The following is a 15,629-nucleotide window of genomic DNA, read 5'->3' on the forward strand; positions in this document are numbered from 1 at the left end:
AACTCAGCGGAATTCGGCTTATTTTGCCTCGTTTGCCAGATTAGTATGCACTCTCCAATCGACATTCGGGAGAAGCTTCAATGGCATCCAGCAAAACTCTGCTCATCACCGGCGTCAGCAGCGGCTTTGGCCGCGCGCTCGCACAGGAAGCGCTGGCGATGGGTCACAAGGTCGTCGGTACGGTGAGAAGTGCCCAGGCAAAGCGCGAATTCGAGTCCCTGGCCACGAACGCCGCTTGCGCACGCGTGCTCGACGTGACCGACTTCGACGCGATCGACGGCGTCGTGGCGGAAATCGAGGCCAGCGTCGGACCCATCGACGTGCTGGTCAACAATGCCGGCTACGGTCACGAGGGCATCATGGAGGAATCGCCTCTGTCGGAGATGCGCCGACAGTTCGATGTCAACGTTTTCGGTGCGGTCGCCATGATGAAGGCCGTCCTGCCATTCATGCGTGCGCGCCGCCGCGGTCACATTGTGAATATCACATCGATGGGCGGCTACATCACGATGCCCGGAATCACTTATTACTGCGGCAGCAAGTTTGCGTTGGAAGGCATCTCCGAGGCGCTCGGCAAAGAGGTCAAGCCGTTCGGTATTGCCGTGACGGCGGTGGCGCCGGGCTCGTTTCGCACTGACTGGGCGGGTCGCTCGATGACTCGGACGCCCCGCTCGATTCCGGATTACGACGAGATCTTCAATCCCATCCGCCAGGCCCGCGAGGAAAAAAGCGGTAAGCAATTGGGAAATCCTGGGAAAGCGGCGCGGGCAATGCTGGCCGCCATCGCAGCGGAACATCCGCCCGCGCATCTTTTGCTCGGTAGCGACGCACTCGGGCTCGTTCGAGACAAGCTGTCGGCGTTGAACGCGGAAATCGGCGCGTGGGAGGCCACCACCGTTTCAACGGATGGCTAATGACCGAAGTCTTGTTGACGCTGTCGGGCGGCCTCACTGTCAGGCAGCCGAAGCGTTCCGCTCTTGCAAACGCAGACCGCATGACGATGCCCGCGCCGGCCACGGCGGCGGAACATCTGACAACATGCTGCTGGAGTAGATATCGACAGTGGGAGCCTTCATCCGCTAGCCCAACTGCAATGGGTTTTCAACGTTAGCAAACCAGGCCGCCTGATGACGGCATCGTCGACACACGGAGGCAGCACCATGAACGTTCGCAATCTGCCCGCCCATCCCGTCCAGTACAAGACTCGACAGGTCGGTGATGTCGAAGTGTTCTACCGGGAAGCCGGTCCGGCAGACGCGCCCGTCATCCTGCTGCTGCATGGTTTTCCCACGTCGAGCCATATGTTCCGCGATCTGATGCCGCTGCTGGCCGACCGCTACCGGCTCGTCGCACCGGATCTTCCTGGCTTCGGTCAGACCAAGGCGCCGCCGCGCGGCGAATTCGACTACACGTTCGACAATCTCGCCAAGGTCATCGACGCTTTCACCGAGATGCTGCAACTCAGTCGCTACGCGATCTACGCATTCGACGACGGTGCGCCGACCGGTTACCGGCTCGCTGTTGCACATCCCGAACGTGTGACGGCGATCATCAGCCAGAATGGCAATGCCTATGTGGACGCGATATTCCATCGGCGGAAGTCCATTTGCTGGATGCCGGACACTTTGCGCTCGAAACGCACGGCGCGGAAATCGCCGCGTATATCGACGAATTTCTTTCGCGCAAGCTGTCGCATAGTCGTGCGTGATCGGCGATAAACGTGCAAACCTGCACAACGCGTGGAAAGTTTCCTTTGTGTGCGACGCGCGACTTTGCCTACACTTCGTCTCACTCGCTCGAGTGATGTAGATAGAAGCTGTTCTTCGCAAATCGGCACGCGCAGTCTTCACCCTCTGGAGCTCGAATCATGAAATACGATCCCACGGACACCGCCGTTGTGTTTATCGATCCCCAAATCGATGTGCTCAGCCCTTTGGGGAAGAACTGGGGCGCTGTTGGAGCCAGCGTGACGGAAAACCGGACCGTCGAAAACATGCTGCAGATATTCAAGGCGGCAAAAGCGGCGAAATTCAGCGTTTTCATCTCGCCGCATTACTTCTATCCGACCGATCGCACGTGGAAATTCAATGGCCCGCTGGAGACGGACGAGTTTGCAACCGGCACTTTTGCTCGCACAGGCGCACTGAATCTGAGCGGATTCGAGAAATCGGGCGCTGACTGGCTGGAGGAGTTCAAGCCGTTCATCGACGATGGGGAAACCATCGTCGTGAGCCCGCACAAGGTTTTTGGTCCGCAAACGAACGACCTGACGCTGCAGCTTCGCAAGCGCAACGTACAGAAGGTCGTACTGGGCGGCATGCTCGCCAATATGTGTGTCGAGGCTCACCTGCGCGACCTGCTCGAACAGGGCTTCGAAGTATCCGTCGTCGCCGATGCCACAGCGGGACCGCGGCATCCGGTTTGGGGCGACGGTTATAAGGCTGCGTTGACCAACTTTGCGTTTCTTGCGCACGCCGTCGTCAAGACCCGGGACGTGGTTGACGCAATGACTCAACGATAGATCAGCAGACCGGCGCAGGAACACGCTCGATGCTGATCAGGTGAAAGGGCCGCCTCAATTTGAACCCCAGGCGTTCATACAAGCCGATCGCGGCATGATTGTCATTGCGAACATGCGCCGTTCCCGCTGTACCATTGCGGTAAATGTCAACTTTGATAGCGTTTACGCCATGAAGCTGGGCGTCCGCGCCCTCGACGACGTGTTCGATACCGGCCTCACTGCGGTACTGAATGCCATCAACACCGCAAACGATCTGGCGGCGCAGCAGGACCCGCACTCACGGCCCGTCGACCTTCGTGTGGTGGAAATGAAGCGTCAGGTGCGCACGGCGCTCGAAATGCGGATGTCGGTCGAGGCGCCGAGCGCAGCCGACGGGTTCGATCGGGTCATCGTGCCTGCGCTGGGAGGAGTTTTGCCATGACTGAACCTGTCGATCCCGCTGCCGATACCGGAGCAAGCGGGTTTCAGGGTGTCACGCGACGCGTGCTCGAACGTATGCCGATGCCGGGAAGTGGTCAGGAACTCGTTCTGACCGAGGTGACTTACCCACCCGGTGGCGTGGCCCCGCTGCACGCGCATCCGGTTGGTGGAATCGTCTACATACTGGAAGGCGTAGCCGAGTCTGCATACGGCAGCGACGCTCCCCGACGATACTCGGCCGGCGCGTCTTTGCAGGACAGGACGGACGTGCCGCATACGCTTTTTCGCAACTGCGACCCGGAACGCCCACTTCGCTTTCTGACAATTTGTGCACTGGAACCCGGCCAGTCATACGTCATCGAGCTTTGAAGATCAGTTGCGCTGCGGACGCTTCGGTGGCATTGTCACCCTCGACGCTGGCCGAAGTTGCCGCTGAAGCAGGCACGGTGACAAGCATTGGAGGTAATTCGCGACCGCTTTGAATGTGTGCGATAGCGCACCAAATCGTCCCGATGTTGGGGGAGCATTGCGAGGCACTCCCTACCCACCAACCGGCGCTGCCGGTTGTGGGTACCCGCGTGTTGTTGTGGCGTTAGGCTCCTCACATCACCCTGTGCAGGTTGCTACGGAATCGAAATTCAAATGCTGAACATCGATCTGAGGTCACAACTGCAGACGTATCTGCGAAACCTTCGCAGACCCGTCGAATTGATCGTGTCGCCGGGCGGTAGTCAAACATCGCACTTAATGCTGGCGATGCTGAACGAAATTGCGTCGTTGACCGACCTGGTCACGGTCGTCGAGGAGCAGCACGGCGACGAGCGCAAGCCCTCCTTTTCAATCAGGCAGGTGGGAGCAGATGCCTGCATTCAGTTTGCCGCCACCCCAACAGGGCCTGAATTTTCGTCCCTTGTCCTTGCAATCCTCCACGTTGGCGGGCATCCGGTCGTCGCAGACCATACGACCATCGAACGGATTCGAACACTGGAACGTGACTACTATTTCGAAACCTATATTTCGTTATCGTGCGGCAGCTGTGTGGACGTCGTGCAAGCGCTGAACATGATGGCGGTGATCAATCCACGGATTCACAACGTTACGATCGACGGCGGAATTTTTCAGAGTGAGCTGTCCGCGCGTGATATCAGCGTCGTGCCGACGATCTACATGAACGGCGAAGTTTTCGGCGAGGGGCGCAGCAGCTTCGTGGAGCTCGGCGCACGACTTCTCGACATAGAAATGAGCATGCGAGCGGCACTGCGTGCGGCGAGCAAGTCGTAACGCCGCCCCTGCAACCCGCGAACGACACCAGCATCGTCATGCCTTCGCTCGCCAGATCGCGCACGATATTGAGTACCTCGGAGACCAGCTCGGGGTCCAGTGCCGAAGTAATTTCATCGAACAACAGCACCATCGGGTCCATCGCCAACGCGCGCACGATCGCCAAGCGTTGCTGCTGACCACCCGACAAGCGATCCGGATATTCCTTCGCCTTGTGAGCGAGGCCAACACGCTTGAGCAGCGTCATCGCGCGTTCGTCTGCTTCGTCTTTCCTCTGTTTCAGAACGCGAATCGGCGCGAGCGTCACGTTCTCGAGAACGCTCATGTGCGGACACAGGGACAAAGCCCGGCTGGTCTCGCTTCAAGCGTTTCCGGTAAGAATGCGGGCAAACACCTATTTGGCGCCGCCCCACTGTCGATGCAACGGCCCTTAGCTGCCCCAACTCAGCCACGCCTGACTTCCCCTGCTGTAGAGGACATCACCGCATCACCCGGATGCCATTACGCGCAGCACCGGGTGTCCGTCTACGTTCTTCAGCGGGAAATACGAGTGATGGGTGGCAGGGTCGATTGCGACTACATGCGCGTTTGGACCGACCCGACCCTCAGCGATTTTGGCAACGTTAGGGCCTTTGACATTGAAGATCGAGACAACGCCATCTTCGCCAGCGACATAGACCCTCCCCAGGCCGGGATCGAACGCGAGCACGTCGGGGTCCTTGCCGACGGGGAATGACTGGACGACGCGCCGTGCTTCCATATCGAAGACGAGCAGTTTGTCATTGCCCTGACAGGCGACAAAAGCAAGCCGGTCTATCGAATCGATCAACAGTCCATGGTTGTGATCGGCCCCCGGGAGGGCAAACCGGGCGACGATCCTGTCGACTGTCGGGTCAATTTCAACCAGTTCATTGCGCGTCTGCACGTTGACAAAGATGTGATGCGATTGCGCATCGTATTGCGTGTTGCCAACCTCTCCACCAAGCGGAATGGTCGTGACGCGCTGGTTGGTCCGGACGTCAACGACTGTCTCCGTGCTCCCGGTCTCGTCTGACGCGTAAAGCTTATGCACATCCGGCGCATAAGCCATCCCGTCCGGGTAATGTCCGCCCGGCATGCGCGCGACGATCTTGAGTGTTGCTTCATCGATGGCCACAATCTCGTCCGTTCCCGTCGCCGAGGCATACACGCGCGACATCCCGGGAATGGCGAGCACGCCATGCACCGATGAAACATCAGGAATCCGTGCGACCACGCGCGAAGCATTCACATCAACGACAATCACCTCTGCGTCGCCGAGGTGCGCGATGAACAGCAGATGGCGCTCGGGATCGTAGCTTTCGTAGTCAAGCCGCGTGGCGCGACCCGGCAGCGGGATATCAGCGACGTGTGTCAGTGGGAGATTGTTGACCTCCTGCCCGGCAGCGGGCGGAATCATATGCACCAGCACACCCAAGGCTGTACACAGTCCGAGTAGGACGAGGTACAGGAGCACCGCCGGGCGCAAACGCCAAGGTTGAAAGATTTTCATCAAACCCTCCTGCGGCACGACGGCCACCGCTGCGCGCGAATGGCGGCTGCGGTGGCATCGCGCAGAATATGGCCGCGCAGCGTTAGCGCGTGATTGCGGCCTGCGCATCCAGAGCCGCCTTGACACCCCTGGCCAGGTCGGCGGCCTTACCCTTGCCCCAGTAATGCAGGAACATGATGCGGGGCGACTCGCCCGTCATATGCTGATGGATGGCCACGATATTGATCCCCGATGCGCGCATGCTCTTGAGTACCGCCTGCAGCTCGCTTTCACGCATCGCGAAATCGCCATCGACAACCGCTTCGTCGTCTGTGCCGGCGAAGGCGGCCCACGTGTTGACGCCCATCTCGTTGCCAACGGTGACGCCATGCATGGTGGCTGTCCTGCCGACGACCACCTTGAACATGCCGTTGTTCGTCTGGCCCTTCGCGCCGAACACCGCTTCCAGCGGTGCAGGGGTGATGTTGCTCTGCTCCGCAATGTGGCCAGCAAAGGCATTTTCTGGGTCGGTGTGGGCGGCCCGGACTTCAGCGATTCTGTCGTAGACCTCCTTGACGCCCTCCGCGAGCTTTCCAGCATCGCCCGTGCCGCCGATATGCATGAAGTACACCTTGGGCTGGTCAAAGAAGAAATGATTGTGAAGCGCCGTCACTTCCAGGCCGGCGTCGAGCGCTGCACTCATGGCTGGACCGACTTCATCTTCGAACAATACGGTGTCGCCCATCATCATGACCTGCGAACCGTGTGCCGGCTTGAATGCTGCATAGGACGTGAGTCCCATGAACGGTGGCATTGTCCAGCCGTCTAACTGGACCTTTACATCGTTGCGCGGTTTCGTGATCTTGAACACGCCCTCCTGTTTGGAAAGTGTGCCCTTCAGGCCGGTGATCTGTTCAATGCGAGCCGTGTCCATTGACGCAGGCTGCCTTGCATTGGCTGAGCTGGTAAACGCACAGACACTGGTGGCGATCATCAATGCATGCGAGAGGCGTCTTAACGATGACATCAGAAATTCCTCCTTGAACTGGGTGCATCCAGTACGCAGCATTTTTTTGCTCTTCGGGAACTGCGCTCTGTCTGGTTTCCTCCCGCCTGCGTGGTGGAACTAGTCCGGGCCGTTTCGTTCAGCGATCCGGTTTGACGTGACGGAAGACGAAAAGTAGCGAAAGGTCATACGCGATCTTGAGCGCGCCGCAGGCGACAAGCGGCGCGCCAAGCCACCCGATGCCAATCAGGCCGCCCGCCAGAGACGGTGCGAGCGATGCAGCGAGGCTCCGTGGTACCGAAGTGAAGCTTGCCGCGGCGGACCGCTCGGCCGGCGTAACGACGGCCATCACGTAGGCGGTGCGCGTGGGAACATCCATCTGGGACAACGCGCTGCGCGCGAGCAGCAGCGCCAAAGTCACTGGCAACGAAGCAGTAAAGGCCGCGGCGATGAGGCACAGGCTTGCTGGGATGTGCGTGAACACCATCGTATTGAGCAGCCCGATCTTGCTGGCGAGTCGCGGTGCAGCAAGCTGGGAGAGAGCGGTAAGCAGCCCTGCCCAGAAAAAGAACTGGCCCGCCGCGCCCGCGGACAGGCCGAAGCGTTGCATGAGCCACAGCGACATCAGTGAATTGACGACCAGACCGCCGGCAAAGGCATCGACACTGAACAGCAACGCCAGACGTGTCACGATGCGCCGTGACTTGCCGAGCGGTGCGCTCAGGCCAGAAGTGTGTGCGCCAGCAGGCGGCAAGCGACGATAGAGCAACCAGATCGCACCGCCCGTCGCCGCATACACGATGAACATCGTGCGCATGGCCGTGAGTTCCGCCATGTGTGCATGTGCTACCAGCCACGCGGGCACGCCCGCTGCGAGCGAACCGACTGCGGCTGAAACGGCACCGACCAGGCTGTAGCGGGCGAATAGCGCCGTTCGTGCATCGCCCGTCGCCATCCCGGCAAGCTGGGATTGTTCGAGGGGGAGAAAAAGGCTGACGTCGCCAGAGCTCGGGTTGAGCGTACCGACAAAGGCGACGATGAGCAGAGGCAGCAACGACGATAGCCCCGCAAAGCCAAGGCCAGTCGCGACCATCAGTAGAGCGGCGAAAATAAACATCCGGCGTGCCGCAAAGCGATTGGCAAGCACACCGACCGCGATCGTGGCCACTGCGGAACCGACCAGCGTCGCGGTGCTGATCAGCCCGACGTCGACCTTGGCGAACCCAAGCGCAAGCAGATATGCGGGTAACAGCACCGCGATGAAACCGTCACAGAGGCCCCGCAGTCCACGGCTTACCAGCAGCAGTTGCGCCGCGCGGTCGGCTCCTGCTGGCAACACCCGTCTTGACATCCGCGCTGCCAGCGAAACAGTGTGACCTTCCTCACGTGTGTTCATTGCTGCTCTTGCACCAGGCATACAGCGCGTCGTGGACGATCATGCCTTGTCGCAACTGCTCATGATCGTCTGTGAAATTGCGTGACAGGCCAATAGAGATGGCATAGAGCCCGGTCGCCTCAGGAGCCAGATCGAGCCGGCTGGTGTCGGCGCCTCGCACGATGCGCGCGAGCCTGATCAGCGCGGGTTCGTCCAGTTGATATTTCTGCAGGAAGGCATCGAAACTGCAGAGTTCGCCGTGATGACCGAGTTCGACGTCCGGCACATCGAAGGGAATCGCCCCTGTTTGCTGAGCGAGGCGCATGACCTCGTCGCGAGGCACGTAGAGGAACTCCGGTTCCTTGTCGATGAAACGGGCAATCAGCCACGGGCAGGCGATACGGTCGACTTTGGGTCGTTCGCGCGTAATCCATTTCATAACGCTGCTCCTCCTTGAACACAGCTGTGCAAAACGCTTGATCAGTCGTCGTCTTCCTCGGTTCTTTCGCCAGGCCGCTGCTTGCAGCCGGCGGGCGCAAGCATGCAGGCAAGCAACGGACTGGCGATCAAATATCGTCCTTTGGGAATCAACATCGCGTCCGCTTCCATTAGCCGTGCGCATGGATGAGCGGGTACACAGCAAGACCGATTAGGGCCGCGGCGATGACGATGATTGGCTCCTGCAGCTTCTTGAAACGCCACAGCAAGAGCACGGTTGCGAGCGCGAGCAGAACAGTCGGCACGTCGACGATTGAGCGCCGTGCAATCACGATCACCGAGCCGGTAATGGCGCCAACAGCAGCGGCAGTGATACCGTCGACGAACGCCTTGACGGCGGGCAGCTTGCCGTACTTCTTGAAGTACGGTGCCGGCAGCACCGTGAAGAGATAACAAGGCAGGAAGGTGCCGAGAGCCGCCACGCAAGCGCCCGCGAGTCCTGCGACCAGATAGCCGATGAAACCAACCGTGATCACGACCGGTCCCGGCGTAATCATCGCGACGGCCACAGCATCGACAAACTGCTTGTCGTTGAGCCAGTGATGCTCGGTGACCACCCCGCCGTAAAGGAACGGGACGATTGCCAGTCCGGAGCCGAACACGAAAGCGCCCGCCTTCATAAAGAACAGTCCGATCTGGCCGAGCAGCGGCCAGTCAAGACCACTGAGCATGCCGCTCGCAGCCGGCAGCTGGGCGGCTGCGGCTGCGTTCAGTCCGCCCCTGCTCAACCATTTCGGTGGGGCAACGATGAACCAGTTGATGAGGCCGCCCGCAATGAACAGCCACACGATCTCCGATTCGGTGATGACGGTCACCGCCGCGAGCGTCAGGTAGATCGCCCACAGGAGCCTGTTGCTGCCGATGGTCTTCGTGGTGAGCTTGTACGCGCTCATCGCGATGATCCCCACGACTGCGGCACCGACCCCGTAGAAGGCAGCCTGCATCCATGAGAGACCGCCAAAATGAGCGTAGGCCCAGCCTAGGCCAACCACCATCAGGAACGACGGCAGCACGAAGGCGATACCGGCGAGCGTTGCGCCGAGGATGTGATAGTGCACGTGGCCCATATAGATGCCGAGCTGTGCCGCGAGTGGTCCCGGCATCATCTGCGCGAGCGCCAGTCCCTCACGGTAGTCCGACTCGCTGATCCAGCCGCGCCGTTCAACGAGGTCGCGGTGCATGTAGCCGACGAGCGCCACAGGTCCGCCGAATCCGAACGTGCCAAGCTGCAGCATGTACAGGACCAGTTGGCTGAGCGTGTAACCTGGAGCCGTCACCGTCGCGGTGTTCACGATCGTCCTCCAGCGTCCCTGCCTTTCGCGGCCGACGCAAAGTGCGTGTAAAGCGAATCCAGCACGCGGCCCATTTCATCAAGCAACTGGTCATCATTCGGCGCGCGTTCCCTCGCCCCTGCCATCACGGCTTCGAACCCAGTGGCTTCGGGCACGGGGGCGCCACCCACGTCGAGCGCGTGAACCATCTCGCCGAGCCGCAGCAGCGCGGGATCCTTGTCGAGACCGAAGCTGACGACCAGCACTTCGAACGTCACGCGTTCGCCGACGTGGGTGAACGCGGCGCCGTCGAAGTCGAAACCAAGCACATTGGGTGGGCAGGCACTGGGCGATGTGAGCCAGATGAAGTGCGCATCGCGATCGATGAAGCGCCGGATCAACCAGGCGCTTGCTACGCGGTCGACCCACATGTGTTGCCGCGTGGCCCACGTGCGCCCCTTGTAGTCGCTTACTGACAGGCTTCGGATGGGCCGCTCGGCGGAATGGGGTTCACCCGGCGAAAGCACGGTATCGACCAAACCGATGAAGTCCTGCCACGCCGCCTCGGCGCGAGTTGCGGAGTCGCCCGGAAAGAAATCGATCGCGACGATGCTTTCGTAATCCTTTCGCAGACGCCGAAGCAGCTTCGTAAGGTCCGCCGCTGAATGGCCGGAAACTGTCTTGCGTGCGTCCTTCAGCGTGCGCATGAACTCAGCATGGTCGTCACTGCGATCGAAAAGTGCCCGGAATTCCGCTTCCTGCGCGGCGTCGAGGCTCGCCGCGCGTAGCAGGTGCGCGGTGCCGCCACTATCAGCGATGGCTCCTGCGAGTTCGCGCAGCACCTGCTCGCGCTCTTCCGTGTGAGGCAGCAGATAAATGCCGTCCCGAAGCACAGCGCAGCCACGGGCCTTCAGCGCACGCCAGTAACGCATCCGCGCGGTAGCGTTCTCTGTCGGGAGAGTCAGCACCAGTAGCGACCAGGTTGAAAGTGTAGTCATGTAGATTACGTTACATTGCAGTAACGCTCCCTACAAGTTAACTTTTTGCTGCGTACGACGAATTGCATCCGTCACCCCAGCAATGGTCGGTAAACTGTCCCTTCTGCCGCGAACATGAGGTTGAAGTTGTGAGATCAGGATATGGCGCGATATTCACCGCGTTGGCCGCTGCGGCGCTGTTCGGCGCCGCGACACCGCTGGCCAAGGCGCTGCTCGGCTCGGTCAGCCCATTCATGCTCGCAGGCTTGTTTTATCTCGGTAGCGGCCTGGGGCTTGGCGTCGGCATCGCGTGGCGCGCCTTCCGATCGCGCGGGCGTCAGTCCGGCTCGCACCATCGCATCACCAAAGGCGAGCTGCCCTGGCTGATCGGGGCGATAGCGATGGGCGGCGTCGCCGGGCCCGCACTGCTGATGCTGGGCCTGTCCACCACTCCAGCGGCAACCAGCTCGTTATTGCTCAACCTCGAAGGCGTGTTGACCGCAGTGATTGCCTGGGTGGTCTTCCGGGAAAACGTCGACCTTCAGGTTTTTCTCGGGATGGTGGCGATCGTTGCGGGCGGCGTGCTTCTGTCGTGGCATCCGGGACAGACAGGCGTGCCGGTAGGTGCGTTACTGATCGTCGGCGCGTGTCTGTGCTGGGCAATCGACAACAACCTGACGCGCAAGGTCTCGGCGAACGATGCGATGGTGATCGCGTGTCTCAAAGGGTTGGTGGCCGGTCCCGTGAATCTCGGCATCGCGATCGCGGCTGGCGCTGCGCTGCCGTCAGCAGGAACCATGACCGCAGCGATGCTGACCGGGCTCGGCGGTTACGGCATCAGCCTCGTGCTGTTCGTTGTTGCGCTTCGCCATCTTGGTACCGCGCGTACAGGTGCGTACTTTTCCGTTGCGCCGCTGTTCGGTGTGATCCTTTCGCTGATCATCTGGCCCGCCCTGCCCAACCCGTCTTTCTGGAGCGCCGCGGTCCTGATGGCGCTCGGTATCTGGCTACATGTGCGCGAACGGCATGAGCATGAGCACCGTCATGAGTTTCTCGAACACACGCACCGGCATCGCCATGACGAGCATCATCAGCACGAGCATGATTTTCCTTATGCCGGTGACGAGCCGCACACGCACCCTCACGTGCATCTGCCTATCACCCATTCGCACGCGCATTTCCCCGATATTCATCATCGGCATCAGCACTAGTTGTGCGCACGAGGATCGAACTGGTCCAAAGTCGAGAATGCGTCTGGCGTGAAGTCTGCGATTTCATCGAGCAGAACGTCGAGTTCAGGCACGAGGTTTTCCGGGGTCGAGTTGCGAAGGCCGCCGGCTATAACGCGTCTATCCATGCGCTAATCGCGGCGTTAGCGTCGCCACTTCGGTCCTGCATGATCCAATGACCCGTATCGGTCCATACCTCCACTTTCGACTTTGGATGCGAGAGCCAGGGGCGCATGCGATGCGCCTGCTCGGGGTCGCGACACAAGTGATAGATGGGAACGGTAAGGCTTCTGCAGAACGTTGCGCTCGCTTCTCCGATGCCGACCTGATCGCTGCCGAAGAACAGCGGACCGAAGGATTCGCGCACGACATGCGCCGGCATGCCCTGCACGCGCCTCGCGTGCCAACGTTTGAATGCCGGGTCGGTGTTGCGGTCGTAAACATGCTCAAACAACGCTCGAACAACGATGCCGGGATCGCTCGCATTCAGGTCATGCGTGGTTTTCGCAAAGAGCTCGGCAGCAGCGCCGGAAAAGCCGAGCGCGCCATCGACGGACACGACCGCGCTGACCAGATCGGCGCGCTTTGCGGCGAGTCGGGCGGCGATCTGGCCGCCCATCGAATGTCCGACGAGAATGAATTTCTGTCCGGGATGCTGTGTTTCGATAAGCGCCTCGATGTCCGCGACGTAGTCGGCGGGCGCATAACTCCCGGACGGCATCAGTTCCGACCTGCCATGCCCGCGCAGATCGACAGCGACGACACGGAACCTGCTTTCGAAGAACGGCAGTTGCCAGCTCCAGTCGTGGGAATCGCAGGTCCAGCCGTGGATGAACATGACGCTCCTGCCCGTGCCTGCCTCGGTCGCGAACAATGTGGCCAGTGGTTTCGTTGCAGCAAAGGCTTCATGGTTGCCGAGAGTGGCCGCAATCGCTGCCGCACCGGCGACCTTCAGCATGTCACGACGCGAAAGTTCGCGCAGTTTGATTTCCATGTGTCGTCCTAACCTACGCATAAAAAAACATGAACGAACGCGGGCGGCTGTGTGATTTTAATGAGCGCCACGCACGAAGCGATTACCTTGGCGCCATGTTATACAGCGGATATCTATAGTCAATTACGCACCTTCGGGTGCGCAGATATACAGGAGGATACCGGCATGACTTGCGAGGTGGACCAGGTGTTCTTTGCGGACTGCGCGGCGCGATCCTTTTTCGATCAGGTGGCGAACAAATGGTCGGTGATGATTCTTACGCTACTGACGCAGAAGCCAACGCGTTTCAATGAGATCAAGCGTCGGCTGGAAGGGATCACTCACAAGGCACTCACCCAGGCGTTGAGGCGTCTCGAACGCAATGGCCTGATCGCTCGGGAGGTGCTCAACACTTCGCCCGTGGCGGTCGAGTATTCGATCACGGACCTCGGGCGGACGCTCCAGGTCCCGTTTGGCGCAGTGTATGACTGGTCGATCAAGCACCTGCATGTGATCGAGCAGGCGCAAAGAGATTATGACCAACATGCATTGGGGAAGCGATAGGCTTGTCAGATCATTCGGCCAGACTCGACATCGGTCACTCGCAATGAGCGGGACGGCGGTGTCCACGCGTGCCGAACAGCACGGTTTACCGCTGCCCCCGCGAGTCCGGCTGAACGCTATCTTCCGGCGACGTTTCGACGCCATCGTCAGGCGCCGACTGCACGTTTTCTTCCGGAAACGACCCGATACTCTGCACGGCAGGCGGCTGCACGCGTTCGACCACGACGGGCGGACTGGCACTTGCCGCCGGCGCCTTGCGCTGCAGATCGCTCGAAACGCTGCTAAGGCCCGTGCCGACGGTCGAGGTCGTGGTACTCGCGCTCTTGAGAATGCCCTGCGGGCCGAACATGAACACGGCTGCGGAGCTATGTGTGTCGGAGCCGCCAACCAGCGACCCGATGAACGGAAGAAAGCTTTCCGGGTGAGGCCGCGAGGTCACGTAGGTGTAGACGAGTAACGTCGAGCCGTCGTCCAGCGCACTCTCTACCGAAGCGGGACCGAGCGCGGCCACGACTTCTTGCAGCGTAGTCACGCCCGGCTTGAAGTTCGACATCTGTTCCGGGCTCACATCGACACCGGCCGACACGCATCCGGCCAGCACCGCACCGCAAATGAGCCCAACGACCTGACCACGTTTCATGGCCCCTCCTACCAATCATTCTAGGTCGCTGGTTCCATTGCGGGGAGGCGCGAGCCTCCACCGCCGCCGCCTCGCTCAAAACCGATGCCGCAACCCCGCCAGCACCGCGATCTGACTATTGCGCCCCGCCCCAGCCGGTCCGAAGAAGTTGATTGCGACGGTGCTCGCATCGCCGGCCAGACGCTGATAGACCATCGACATATGCAGATCGGTGCGCTTCGACAGCAGGTAACTGATGCCCGCGTCCACCTGGTGCCATTTCGGCCGGTCGCCGGTTGCGAACGACGTCGCGCCGGTGCCGGTATAGCCACCGCCATCGGTGAAGATGTAGCCGAGCCCCGCCATCAGCGCCGGCGTGAAGTAGTAGCGCCCGTTGATCTCGTAGTTGTTGACACGCAGGCTGTGGCCGCCGCGATAGTCGAGCAGCGTGTTGGTGAAGATGAAGTTCACGTTTGCAGCGCCGAACGTATAGCCGGCGCCGAGCGCCGAGATCCGCTGACGCTCGACGAAGCCCGCGTTATAGAAGATGCTGGTCGAGCCGCTGTACTCGTCGCCGATCGCGCCGGTCGGATTGTTCCCCGACGCGAGCCCCGCCGACGGATTGTTCAGTTGCAGGTAGCTCGCAACCACGTGCAGCGGCCCGCGCAGGTAGTCGACCCCGAAGCCGTACGCGCGGTTGTTGGCGAAGCCCTGGCCGGCGTCGCCGCCCGCCTGGTTGCTGAACGCGTAGAGCGCGCCGAGCTTCAGACCCGTAAGCGGACTCACCTCGTACTTGACGCTGTTGTTCAGGCGAAACGTCTGGAAGCTGTCGTCGACGTCGCCGATGTGCGCGCCGTAGATGCTGCCGAACATCAGCCAGGACATCAGCGGCGCGACGTAGTCGAACGTGTAGTCGTACTGGCGGCCGAGCGTCAGCTTGCCGTACTGCGTGCTCGCCAACCCGACGTACGCCTGCCGCCCGAACAGCCGGCCGCCCTGCGACGACGTGCCGTTCAGTCCGCTGAAGCCGGCTTCGAGCTGGAACACGGCGGACAGACCGCCGCCGAGGTCCTCGCGTCCGAGGAAGCCGAAGCGGTCGCCGCTGCCCCAGCCGGTCGCCATCGACCAGCGCGAGGCCCCTTGCGCCTTGATCGACGACGCGACCGTATTCGTCCAGGCAATGCCCGTATCGATGATGCCGTACAGCGTGACCGAGCTTTGCGCGTCGGCCGTGAGCGGCGCCGCGAAGGCGCAAACCACCGCAGCAGTGCAGACTGCTGTTTTCATTGTGCTTCTCCGGTTTCGATTTAATCGGGTGATGCGGATGAAAGGCGCCAGCGAGCCGAGTGCGCGACGGTGCGCCGCGCACAGCCGGCCCTGCCGCC

General features: G+C 60.9%; 17 protein-coding genes and 2 pseudogenes. 8 read left to right on the forward strand and 11 right to left on the reverse strand.

Going from position 1 to position 15,629, the window contains the following annotated elements:
• Positions 1-80 precede the first annotated feature (80 nt).
• The 3 genes and pseudogenes from VSR82_RS27975 to VSR82_RS27985 all read left to right on the forward strand — a co-directional run bounded on the left by VSR82_RS27975 (position 81) and on the right by VSR82_RS27985 (position 2,521).
• Positions 81-914 (forward strand): oxidoreductase, encoded by an 834-nt coding sequence (locus tag VSR82_RS27975; protein WP_429455495.1) that lies wholly within the window; start codon positions 81-83, stop codon positions 912-914.
• A gap of 246 nt (positions 915-1,160) precedes the next feature.
• Positions 1,161-1,586 (forward strand): annotated as a pseudogene (locus tag VSR82_RS27980) (alpha/beta fold hydrolase); the annotation flags it as partial.
• Positions 1,587-1,867: 281 nt separating this feature from the next.
• On the forward strand, positions 1,868-2,521 hold the full coding sequence (locus tag VSR82_RS27985) for a cysteine hydrolase family protein (protein ID WP_368583615.1): 654 nt from the start codon (positions 1,868-1,870) through the stop codon (positions 2,519-2,521).
• A gap of 1 nt (position 2,522) precedes the next feature.
• Here the strand turns inward: VSR82_RS27985 and VSR82_RS27990 are convergent, their stop codons facing one another.
• Complete coding sequence (locus VSR82_RS27990; RefSeq protein WP_498858273.1) at positions 2,523-2,678, reverse strand: GNAT family N-acetyltransferase; 156 nt, start codon at positions 2,676-2,678, stop codon at positions 2,523-2,525.
• Here VSR82_RS27990 and VSR82_RS27995 point away from each other — a divergent pair.
• From VSR82_RS27995 to VSR82_RS28005, 3 genes are all read left to right on the forward strand, one after another.
• Positions 2,616-2,942, forward strand: a complete 327-nt coding sequence (locus VSR82_RS27995) for a type 1 glutamine amidotransferase family protein (protein ID WP_498858275.1) — start codon at positions 2,616-2,618, stop codon at positions 2,940-2,942. The genes VSR82_RS27990 and VSR82_RS27995 overlap by 63 nt on opposite strands.
• Positions 2,939-3,310, forward strand: a complete 372-nt coding sequence (locus VSR82_RS28000) for a cupin domain-containing protein (RefSeq protein WP_429455498.1) — start codon at positions 2,939-2,941, stop codon at positions 3,308-3,310. Before VSR82_RS27995 ends, VSR82_RS28000 begins: the two co-directional genes overlap by 4 nt.
• A gap of 273 nt (positions 3,311-3,583) precedes the next feature.
• Positions 3,584-4,222 (forward strand): alkyl hydroperoxide reductase subunit F family protein, encoded by a 639-nt coding sequence (locus tag VSR82_RS28005; RefSeq protein WP_410849248.1) that lies wholly within the window; start codon positions 3,584-3,586, stop codon positions 4,220-4,222.
• A gap of 28 nt (positions 4,223-4,250) precedes the next feature.
• On the opposite strand, the pseudogene VSR82_RS28010 reads toward VSR82_RS28005, so the two are convergent.
• The 7 genes and pseudogenes from VSR82_RS28010 to VSR82_RS28040 form a co-directional block, all read right to left on the reverse strand.
• Positions 4,251-4,562, reverse strand: a pseudogene (locus VSR82_RS28010) (ATP-binding cassette domain-containing protein); the annotation flags it as partial.
• 147 nt (positions 4,563-4,709) lie between these two features.
• Positions 4,710-5,753 (reverse strand): hypothetical protein, encoded by a 1,044-nt coding sequence (locus VSR82_RS28015; RefSeq protein WP_429455499.1) that lies wholly within the window; start codon positions 5,751-5,753, stop codon positions 4,710-4,712.
• Between the two features lie 82 nt (positions 5,754-5,835).
• Positions 5,836-6,666 carry a DUF1259 domain-containing protein gene (locus VSR82_RS28020; protein ID WP_429457679.1) on the reverse strand — a complete coding sequence of 277 codons (831 nt, stop codon included), beginning with the start codon at positions 6,664-6,666 and terminating at the stop codon, positions 5,836-5,838.
• A gap of 211 nt (positions 6,667-6,877) precedes the next feature.
• Positions 6,878-8,134, reverse strand: a complete 1,257-nt coding sequence (locus tag VSR82_RS28025) for an MFS transporter (protein ID WP_429455500.1) — start codon at positions 8,132-8,134, stop codon at positions 6,878-6,880.
• Positions 8,121-8,552, reverse strand: a complete 432-nt coding sequence (locus VSR82_RS28030; RefSeq protein WP_498858253.1) for a chromate resistance protein ChrB domain-containing protein — start codon at positions 8,550-8,552, stop codon at positions 8,121-8,123. Before VSR82_RS28030 ends, VSR82_RS28025 begins: the two co-directional genes overlap by 14 nt.
• A 169-nt stretch (positions 8,553-8,721) precedes the next feature.
• Entirely contained in the window at positions 8,722-9,903 is a 1,182-nt protein-coding gene (locus VSR82_RS28035; protein WP_429455502.1) for a chromate transporter, read from the reverse strand.
• Positions 9,900-10,880 carry a chromate resistance protein ChrB domain-containing protein gene (locus VSR82_RS28040; protein ID WP_429455503.1) on the reverse strand — a complete coding sequence of 327 codons (981 nt, stop codon included), beginning with the start codon at positions 10,878-10,880 and terminating at the stop codon, positions 9,900-9,902. Before VSR82_RS28040 ends, VSR82_RS28035 begins: the two co-directional genes overlap by 4 nt.
• Before the next feature lie 128 nt (positions 10,881-11,008).
• Between VSR82_RS28040 and VSR82_RS28045 the strand changes: the two genes are divergently transcribed.
• Entirely contained in the window at positions 11,009-12,070 is a 1,062-nt protein-coding gene (locus VSR82_RS28045) for a DMT family transporter (RefSeq protein WP_429457681.1), read from the forward strand.
• A 127-nt stretch (positions 12,071-12,197) separates the two neighbouring features.
• On the opposite strand, the gene VSR82_RS28050 is transcribed toward VSR82_RS28045, so the two are convergent.
• Positions 12,198-13,082: an alpha/beta fold hydrolase gene (locus VSR82_RS28050; protein WP_429455504.1), complete on the reverse strand. Its 885-nt coding sequence runs from the start codon at positions 13,080-13,082 to the stop codon at positions 12,198-12,200.
• Between the two features lie 165 nt (positions 13,083-13,247).
• Between VSR82_RS28050 and VSR82_RS28055 the strand changes: the two genes are divergently transcribed.
• Entirely contained in the window at positions 13,248-13,625 is a 378-nt protein-coding gene (locus VSR82_RS28055) for a winged helix-turn-helix transcriptional regulator (RefSeq protein ID WP_429455505.1), read from the forward strand.
• An 85-nt stretch (positions 13,626-13,710) separates the two neighbouring features.
• Here VSR82_RS28055 and VSR82_RS28060 read toward each other — a convergent pair whose 3' ends face one another.
• Positions 13,711-14,265 carry a hypothetical protein gene (locus VSR82_RS28060; RefSeq protein ID WP_410849255.1) on the reverse strand — a complete coding sequence of 185 codons (555 nt, stop codon included), beginning with the start codon at positions 14,263-14,265 and terminating at the stop codon, positions 13,711-13,713.
• Positions 14,266-14,340: 75 nt separating this feature from the next.
• The gene (locus VSR82_RS28065; protein WP_368583628.1) at positions 14,341-15,531 is read right to left on the reverse strand and encodes a porin; all 1,191 of its coding nucleotides are present in this window, start codon (positions 15,529-15,531) and stop codon (positions 14,341-14,343) included.
• Positions 15,532-15,629 lie beyond the last annotated feature (98 nt).

Source organism: Burkholderia sp. JPY481 (assembly GCF_038900515.1).
Lineage (GTDB): Bacteria > Pseudomonadota > Gammaproteobacteria > Burkholderiales > Burkholderiaceae > Paraburkholderia > Paraburkholderia youngii.

Bases quoted from the DNA above. Each gene is read 5' to 3' on its own strand.
- VSR82_RS27975 (WP_429455495.1), top strand. From the start codon at position 81: ATGGCATCCAGCAAAACTCTGCTCATCACCGGCGTCAGCAGCGGCTTT.
- VSR82_RS27985 (WP_368583615.1), top strand. From the start codon at position 1,868: ATGAAATACGATCCCACGGACACCGCCGTTGTGTTTATCGATCCCCAA.
- VSR82_RS27995 (WP_498858275.1), top strand. From the start codon at position 2,616: ATGATTGTCATTGCGAACATGCGCCGTTCCCGCTGTACCATTGCGGTA.
- VSR82_RS28000 (WP_429455498.1), top strand. From the start codon at position 2,939: ATGACTGAACCTGTCGATCCCGCTGCCGATACCGGAGCAAGCGGGTTT.
- VSR82_RS28005 (WP_410849248.1), top strand. From the start codon at position 3,584: ATGCTGAACATCGATCTGAGGTCACAACTGCAGACGTATCTGCGAAAC.
- VSR82_RS28015 (WP_429455499.1), bottom strand. From the start codon at position 5,753: ATGAAAATCTTTCAACCTTGGCGTTTGCGCCCGGCGGTGCTCCTGTAC.
- VSR82_RS28020 (WP_429457679.1), bottom strand. From the start codon at position 6,666: ATGGACACGGCTCGCATTGAACAGATCACCGGCCTGAAGGGCACACTT.
- VSR82_RS28025 (WP_429455500.1), bottom strand. From the start codon at position 8,134: ATGAACACACGTGAGGAAGGTCACACTGTTTCGCTGGCAGCGCGGATG.
- VSR82_RS28030 (WP_498858253.1), bottom strand. From the start codon at position 8,552: ATGAAATGGATTACGCGCGAACGACCCAAAGTCGACCGTATCGCCTGC.
- VSR82_RS28040 (WP_429455503.1), bottom strand. From the start codon at position 10,880: ATGACTACACTTTCAACCTGGTCGCTACTGGTGCTGACTCTCCCGACA.
- VSR82_RS28050 (WP_429455504.1), bottom strand. From the start codon at position 13,082: ATGGAAATCAAACTGCGCGAACTTTCGCGTCGTGACATGCTGAAGGTC.
- VSR82_RS28055 (WP_429455505.1), top strand. From the start codon at position 13,248: ATGACTTGCGAGGTGGACCAGGTGTTCTTTGCGGACTGCGCGGCGCGA.
- VSR82_RS28060 (WP_410849255.1), bottom strand. From the start codon at position 14,265: ATGAAACGTGGTCAGGTCGTTGGGCTCATTTGCGGTGCGGTGCTGGCC.
- VSR82_RS28065 (WP_368583628.1), bottom strand. From the start codon at position 15,531: ATGAAAACAGCAGTCTGCACTGCTGCGGTGGTTTGCGCCTTCGCGGCG.